This is a genomic window from Bacillus sp. NH11B, from assembly GCF_001884205.1.
GTDB lineage: Bacteria > Bacillota > Bacilli > Bacillales > Bacillaceae_G > Bacillus_A > Bacillus_A proteolyticus.
Map to the genome: position 1 here is coordinate 1 of NZ_MAOG01000139.1, position 7,851 is coordinate 7,851.

At 33.0% G+C, this 7,851-nt stretch carries 6 protein-coding genes and 2 pseudogenes; 6 read left to right on the plus strand and 2 right to left on the minus strand.

What is annotated here, in order from left to right; translation table 11 throughout:
• The first annotated feature begins 1,608 nt into the window (after positions 1 to 1,608).
• A complete protein-coding gene (locus BAU27_RS26345; RefSeq protein WP_071772490.1) occupies positions 1,609 to 2,199 on the plus strand; it encodes a TetR/AcrR family transcriptional regulator in 591 nt (196 codons plus the stop codon).
• 183 nt (positions 2,200 to 2,382) lie between these two features.
• Here the strand turns inward: BAU27_RS26345 and BAU27_RS26350 are convergent.
• A pseudogene (locus BAU27_RS26350) lies at positions 2,383 to 2,613 on the minus strand (Holliday junction resolvase RecU); the annotation flags it as partial.
• 129 nt (positions 2,614 to 2,742) lie between these two features.
• On the opposite strand from BAU27_RS26350, the gene BAU27_RS26355 reads away from it, so the two are divergent.
• The 4 genes from BAU27_RS26355 to BAU27_RS26370 all read left to right on the plus strand — a co-directional run bounded on the left by BAU27_RS26355 (position 2,743) and on the right by BAU27_RS26370 (position 6,294).
• Positions 2,743 to 3,039 (plus strand): hypothetical protein, encoded by a 297-nt coding sequence (locus BAU27_RS26355; protein WP_071772491.1) that lies wholly within the window; start codon positions 2,743 to 2,745, stop codon positions 3,037 to 3,039.
• A gap of 1,197 nt (positions 3,040 to 4,236) precedes the next feature.
• Entirely contained in the window at positions 4,237 to 4,803 is a 567-nt protein-coding gene (locus BAU27_RS26360; RefSeq protein WP_071772492.1) for an exosporium leader peptide-containing protein, read from the plus strand.
• Positions 4,804 to 5,456: 653 nt separating this feature from the next.
• Complete coding sequence (locus tag BAU27_RS26365) at positions 5,457 to 5,705, plus strand: hypothetical protein (RefSeq protein WP_071772493.1); 249 nt, start codon at positions 5,457 to 5,459, stop codon at positions 5,703 to 5,705.
• Positions 5,706 to 5,910: 205 nt separating this feature from the next.
• Entirely contained in the window at positions 5,911 to 6,294 is a 384-nt protein-coding gene (locus tag BAU27_RS26370; RefSeq protein ID WP_254798014.1) for a phosphoglycolate phosphatase, read from the plus strand.
• Between the two features lie 364 nt (positions 6,295 to 6,658).
• On the opposite strand, the pseudogene BAU27_RS26375 reads toward BAU27_RS26370, so the two are convergent.
• Positions 6,659 to 6,973, minus strand: a pseudogene (locus BAU27_RS26375) (Tn3 family transposase); the annotation flags it as partial.
• A 105-nt stretch (positions 6,974 to 7,078) separates the two neighbouring features.
• Between BAU27_RS26375 and BAU27_RS26380 the strand changes: the two are divergent.
• Positions 7,079 to 7,851 (plus strand): pyridoxal-dependent decarboxylase (locus BAU27_RS26380; RefSeq protein ID WP_254798016.1); only part of this gene is annotated, 773 nt, incomplete at its 3' end.

The window sequence follows — 7,851 nt, forward strand, 5'->3', positions numbered from 1 at the left end:
ACCAGGAATGCTATATTTCTTATTCTTTTTCTTAGCCTTCTTCTTCATCCTTTTCTCTTCTTGAACAGCTTGCAAATCCGCCTTCCATTGTTTCAACAAATCCTTTTCACGTCGCATCGAATTTGTACCTCTTAGATTAATAGAAATATTAAAAAAAGTTTTTCCTTACCCTGTAATTAATAGCATTATAAATTATTAATTAAACATATTAAGTGATTTAATTCTACACACTCGTATAGACAACCTCTCCCCTAAAAGAGATAATACCTCTCTAATTAATTGGAGAGGTGTTATTAGCGTATTTCTAACTATTCAAATATAAAACCAATGTTACCAGCTAGTTATAGTAGCAAGGGGATTGATATTATTTATCCCTAAATTTCGCATGAAGTTTTTTCAACTTCATCATTTTGATTCAACCATTTATGCTACGCTATTATAATATTATTCATTTGTAATAGTTACCAACTCAACCAAAACCGAACCGTTCGGTTCGGTTTTGGTTTTAACGTTCTTTATTTTTACATCACTTATAGAGTTGGCTCTTATATCTCCTTTAGCTGTTTTCTCTAATGATTAACAGTTGCAACCGAATTTTTCCCAACTCTATCATTTGTTCTACACTATTACAATATCATTCATTTGTAATAGTCATCAATCAGAACCGAACCGTTCGGTCTGTTTTTGATTTTAACATTCTTTATTTTCACATCACTTATAGAATTGGTTCTTATATTTCCTTTAGCTGTTTTCTCTAATGATTAACAGTTACAATCAAATCTTTTTCAATTCCATCATTTTGATTCTATCATTTATCCCACACTATCACAACACGATTCCAACATTTCCCCAACATTTTTCATTAGAATACATTTTAACACAATCTCTATTTCACCATAATAATTCTCAATATACAATATTCACTGACTTGTAGGATAGTAATACTTTTCATAAAAAATTGTTATGTAGCCCTTTATGTTCCAAAAAGCACACAGATCAAAAGCACTTCCTTCTTTATTATTTAACAATTTTAATTATACTTTTTTCGCTTGGAGACCATTATTAATAATGCAATTAAAATTAAGATTCCTCAAAAAGTAATTTTATCCTCAAAATTTTTTTACAAAATTACCAAAAAAAAGAATTATTCATTATGAATAATTCTTTTTTGTTATTTTGCGCGTTGCTAGTAAAATAATTGTACCATTGTCTATATTTATAACTGGCGTAACAATAACTATTCTACTAAACTCAGATTAAACGTAATCCAGCAACAATTCTTTCGTTTGGATTCCATAATAAAATTATAAAATAATATGATTACATAAATATACACAACTTATTATATATGAGTAAAAAATGCAGAAACGATTATATTTATAAACTTGTAACTTGCTTTAAATAAATATGTATATAATAATATGCAAGTAACATTTAATTCTTGTAGCATGAGAGAAACAAAAAACTTATGACTTACTACACATTTATCATTTTAGAGTAAACAAATATAACAACAAGTAATGTGAAAAACTATTTTTAGAATATAACATAAATTAATAATAAAAAGATTAATGATTCTAAATTTAAAATTTGAGAGGGACATTGATTATGACTAAGGTAGATAAGGTAAAAGAAAGAATAATTGAAACATCTTTATATCTATTTAATACACAAGGGATTTCCCGTACATCAATACAAGATATAATGGATGCTACTTCTCTGCCAAAAGGCGCTATTTATCGCCGATTTAAAGGTAAAGACGAAATTGCATTGGCTGCATTTCGTAAAGGTGGAGAAATCATATGGAGACATTTTTATGAAGCCATGGAAAATAAAGAAAAAGTTATTGATAAAATCATTGCCATTTTCCTTGTATACCAAGATGCGGCCAACAACCCTCCGATAGCTGGTGGGTGTCCCTTACTTAATGTTGCAATTGAAAGTACCGATGTCTTTCCTGAGTTACATAAGGCAGCTGCAAAGGGATATGATAATACAGTACTACTAATGGAGTCTCTTATTAAAGAAGGAATAGAAAAAAGGGAATTTAATGATGATATAGATGCTTTATCACTCGCTTCTTTTCTTTCTTCTTCTATGCAAGGAGCTATTATGGCTAGTCAAGTATCAAAAAATAATATGCACCATCATTATTTTATAGAACAAATAAGATATCTTCTTAATTCATATTCGCTGTAAAAAAAGAGACACGACATATATATTTTAAAAAACACATTTAAAAATAAATCAGCTACAAGCAAAGCTTTCTTTTAGCTGGTTTATTTTATATTTATTTCATACTTTACTGATTCTCTAATTTATTCGATTTGCTCCTTTTTAATTTTCTTAATATCGGCTACACCAAAGCGCTGATTTGCCTCCCTCATTTGTAGACTTTGCTTCAAACGCGATAGCTCGTCCTTTATACACACCGTCATAGTCTACTGTACTTTTAGATTCGTAATATCCATCTTACACACGTCCATAAACCATTTTTAATACCTTCACAGGAGTTGGACGCTTGTTTATAAGCGCCACTCCCCCTCTTTGATACATTTCATTCGATAGATTAATAAGCTTTTCAAAGGCCATTCCACGGTTTCCTTGTCCCATTGTTATTCCTCACTTTCTATTAAAAGGATTATTTTGTTAAAAAATTGATTCTAATTTATAACCTCTATCTTTTTCTTTTATTTTCCATTAAAATTGAGTAAAACTATTTTGATAACATAGGAGAAAGCTATGAGGCATAACATCAATCTATGGTCCTTTATATGTTCTTTGATTTGCGTTGGACTATTCCGTTTATATTTTGAAATTCCACTTGAACTATTCAAATTTTTCATGGATTCATTACACATTCACCCTTTATTTATATTACTAGTTTTAACAATAGGAATTTTTTTTGCTGGCATTATAGGATTTTCTAAGATGAATAATTGGATTGCGATGCTTAGGAGTGTAGCAACAGTCTTACTAACATTGTTATTATCAGTGTTTTTAACACTAACTTTGATTGTGGGCTATGCATTAAGTTAAACGTAGTTTTTTATGAATAAAACTAAATATTCCGTCAATACTGTATATGACATTAGATTTTCCCCTTGTTCCCCCTTGGAGATGAGCAGTTAGTTTTTGCTAACTACTCTTATATTTATAACAAAGATAAGATTCTTTAGAATGATTCTTCTTTATTTCTCAATATAAGGAGCCTTGGATTTTCATTAACAATCCTGTAGTATATGAACAAAGAGTAAGGTAAGAGTTACTCTTTGCCATTTTAGGAGAGGTTCTGTTGGAGACAACAGGATCTTTTTTCGTAAAGAGATGATTTTGTTTAATTTTTCACTACTAACCACAAAAATATCTTATAATCGTTATATAATAAATTAAATAATAGATTAGGCGTAGATCCAATGCCAGTTACACTAGAACTTATTCTTTTCATTCTTATAGCAATTAGTGCTGTTGTTGGCTATTTAATAAAAGAATTTCAAAAAACTAGGAAAAGAACACTTGGAATTTCAATAGAATTTTTGGTTCTTTTCTGGTCAATATGGAAAATATCGACTATCATAATCTAATTTGTATAATATAATCTCCCCTGAATAAAACTCAATATCCCATCAATACTGTATATGACATTAGATTTTTCTCCTTGTTCCCCCTTGGAGATGAGCAGTTAGTTTTTGCTAGCTGCTTTTTTTACAAATACTAATTAATTAACACAAGTACATTTCATAAAAGCTTCGTATGATATGGTGTATTCCTTTCTTTGAGAAAACGAAACTCGTCACAAGAGCACTTTATTAAGTGCTCTTTTTGGGTTTTAAACTAATTAAAAATGAAATTTTTACCATAAAGGTAATTGTTAAATATTTTACGCTTATACAGTATAATAGTTATTGTGTATTGGCATTAAGAGGAGCGTCCTGATTAAGCGCTTCTCTTTTTTTATAAAATATCTCCAAATCACTTGGACACATTTACCAATTTATTCACCTCGAAATTCATGTTAAAATCCCTTGTGAGTACGACATAACTCAACCCTATGAAGCTCTGCAATATTTGCGGGGCTTCTTTTTTTCAACAAACCGTTAGTTGATTGCGCTGACTACCTTGATGTACAAAATAACGATTTTGTTTAATTTTTAAAATACAACCGCTTGTCCATTTCACTTTGCTCTACACTCGCATTTACTATTAGTAATACGAACTTTTTAGAGATGAATTATATTGGACGAGTTTTTATCATCCGCTGCATTAAATCCAGGTTCGATTGGACCTACATTCCCACCTATGCAACCCTTCCAATTTCCTACTGGACCTACTGGGCCAAGCTTATCTTTCGCTCCCCTTGCTCCAAACCCCACTGCTATAGCTCTCCCACCAAATACAAATAACTTAATGATTATGGAGGCCTTTGTCCCTATAGAAAAAGCCGGTGACCAAGTTCTATTAAACGCGACAATAGGTACAGAACTTCATGTTCAAACAGGAGCTACTGGAGCTTCATCATTTAACGCAAATGCCATTAATTATCAGCTATTTCGTGATAATTTATTGCTGACAGATACACTTGTATCTGGGAACTACGAAGTAGGTAATAATATAAATATGCTATATCCATTCAACTCCACATTCACATGGGTAGATACCCCACCGAACCCAGTATTTCCAAATGACCCAGTTCATTATCGAATTATGGCAAATATAGGTAACTTAAGCGGGACTATAATATCGGCTCAAATCAGAAATCGCGGGTTTTCTGCTTTAAGACTTGCTCCCCCCGACCCAATTTAATTAAAAATAAGAATTACTCTTCTACTATCAAAATGAAAATGCTAAATTTTCTACGTTTGACAAACGGGGCAGTTAGCTTTTGCTAGCTGCTCTTTTGTTGTACATGCAACCTTCATTCAAAAACACATATATTATTTTGAGGATGTGTTACATCTTCAAAGACATAAATTACACTCCGGGAAAGAGCACTGTTCGAAGGTGCTTTTTCTTATGTCTTCTTTTCTACAAAATGAAATTTTTATTAAAATGTCATTTCTTTATTTCTCAATATAAAGATTGTTGATTTTCTATTAACAATCATGTAGTATTTGAACAAAGAGTAAGGTAAGAGTTACTCTTTGCCATTTTAGGAGAGGATCTGCTATACATAGCAGGTCCTCTTTTGTTATGAGAAGTACTCATTAAAATAGCATTTTTGTTCAAAATGATGCCCTTATCCATTTGGACACATTTACCAGTATTTTTACCAAAAAAATTCATGATATGGTTAATTAGTCGAGTACGTCATTACTTGACGATTACCCTTAGAAGCCCCGCAGACAATCGGGGTTTCTTTTGATTTTGTTTGACTTTAGTTCTTGCATAAGACCACCTAGATACTAACATTTTTATGTAGTACAATTTCTGTCAGAAAAATGTTAGGAGATTTATTTATGACTTTTGAAGATAATCGTAAATTAGGAATTCAACAAGGTTGTATACTAATAACAGATCAATCACAATATCTTGTTGTTAAAAAGAATGAAAATTATTCTTTATTAAACATCGCAACTGCGGAATGTATTAACTTTGAAGTTTCACTTGAACATCTTGAAGAAATGGTCCAAGTAGATTTAAAAGAAAAAATTCAAGATATCATTCCACCAGAGAATATTAAAATCGTAGCTCAAAACAGAATATAAAATGGATTTTCTAAGAGCACTTCGATAGTGCTCTTTTTTCATGAACCGTTTCAAATAACTATTTTATTCAACTTTCCATTAAGCTAATTTTTCTAATAAACCTTACAAATTTGTAATACTAATGTCACCGAAAAGAATGTTTTCCTGGTTAATAATGGTTTAATATATAAATTATTAACTTGATTAAACAAAACATCATTGGTAGGTGACACTTTATGAGAAGATCCTTAATACGTTATGGCATTGTGAGTATAGCTTTTATTACTATCCCATCCTCTTTATACACTTGGTTTCATCTCAATTCGTTCCAAAAGAATACAGTGAAGAATGGCCGGAAGTAAGTAAAACTGCTGAACTAGTAACTATCGGTTACTTTAAAAAAAATATGAACCTTGATATTGTAGTTGACGAAATTAATCCATCAACAGAATATAGAACACATGAAATTCATCTATACGGACATGCCGCAGATAATAAAAAGCAAAAAGTTTCTGCTGTTGTAAATTTTAGTGAAAACTATTCAATTAGAGACACATCTGAAGTTAAAATCAAAGAGCGTATAACTAAAGATTGGATGCTCTTTCAGTGAAAATAACGCTTTTATATGAAAGTCGTACACATTTTTGACACACCAACTATCACAATTGCTTAAAAATTCGTGATAATATTAATTCGTCGAATACGCCAAATTTCGACACCATACAACAATAATATCTCTCCTATAAAATCCCTGTCCCCGCAGGGGTTTTCTCTTTTATTCATTACTTTTTGTTGCACTGAATTCCCATCCTGAATAAAATAACTTAACATGGTAAAATATTATTCGGATGGGAGTCCAATACATATTATTTTATCATGTTAAGTTATATTGTTCATTGAGGGGGACCGTCAGAAAAATGCGGATTTACAACGCTAAGCCCATTTCCAAGACGATTCCTCTATTTTTAACAACGCTAAGAAAGTTTCAATGGTCTTAGAGAATCTAATGAGACCACTTTCTCTGAATTAAAATGGTATTCTCCTAGTAAATTGATATGTTCCCAACCTAAAGGTGACATATGATGCAATAAGTCCTCATTAAAACTACCTATCCGTTTTTGATATTTAACTGCTTTTGTTAGATGTAAAGTATTCCAAATACTGATGGCATTGATAATTATGTTTAAGGCACTGGCCCTTTGCAATTGATGCTGTATGGTTTGTTCCCTAAGCTCACCTTATTTTCCGAAGAAAATAGCTCTTGCAAGTCCATTCATGGCTTCTCCTTTAATTCGAATGGTGGCAACACCTTTTATTAGAATTGTCCCCTTAGTTTAACAAATGCTTTTTTGTAAATAATATGTTTGTTAAACAATTAATTAAGGGGGACTTGTATGCCACAGGATCGAAAAGCAGAAGTTCAAAACGATGCATACGAAGGAAAAGAGATCATGCCAGATAATCCACAATATCTACCGCGTCACGTGCAAATGGAGCTGCCTCACGAATTTTCTGTAAACCCTCTGTTTGCCCGCGAAGGAGAATCAGTCGTTCCGCGCTTTCACATGCCTGATGAAGGCATGTTACCAGAAACAGCGTATCAAATCGTCCATGATGAAATTGCTCTTGATGGCAATGCCCGCTTGAATCTTGCAACATTCGTTAGCACATGGATGGAGCCTGCCGCAGAGCACTTATATGCCAAATCATTCGACAAGAACATGATTGACAAGGATGAATATCCACAGACAGCCGAAATTGAGGAGCGGTGTGTCCGCATTTTAGCCAACCTCTGGCATTCGCCCACCCCCCTTACGACTATGGGCGTTTCTACAACTGGATCGTCGGAAGCATGTATGCTCGGGGGGCTTGCGTTAAAGAGACGCTGGCAAAATGCACGCAAAAGCGAAGGGAAGCCGGTGGATCGGCCCAATATTGTGTTTAGTTCTGCTGTTCAAGTCGTTTGGGAAAAGTTCGCGAACTATTGGGAGGTTGAACCACGCTATGTGAAGGTTAGCCCAGAGCATCCCCGATTGGATCCTCAGGGGGTCCTCGCTGCCGTGGATGAAAATACGATTGGTGTGGTACCGATTCTCGGTGAGACTTATACCGGGCTTTACGAACCGGTTGCCGCCATTGCGAAAGCGTTGGACGATTTACAGGAGAG

Coding starts and splice junctions, on each gene's coding strand:
- BAU27_RS26345 (WP_071772490.1), top strand. CDS start 1,609: ATGACTAAGGTAGATAAGGTAAAAGAAAGAATAATTGAAACATCTTTA.
- BAU27_RS26355 (WP_071772491.1), top strand. CDS start 2,743: ATGAGGCATAACATCAATCTATGGTCCTTTATATGTTCTTTGATTTGC.
- BAU27_RS26365 (WP_071772493.1), top strand. CDS start 5,457: ATGACTTTTGAAGATAATCGTAAATTAGGAATTCAACAAGGTTGTATA.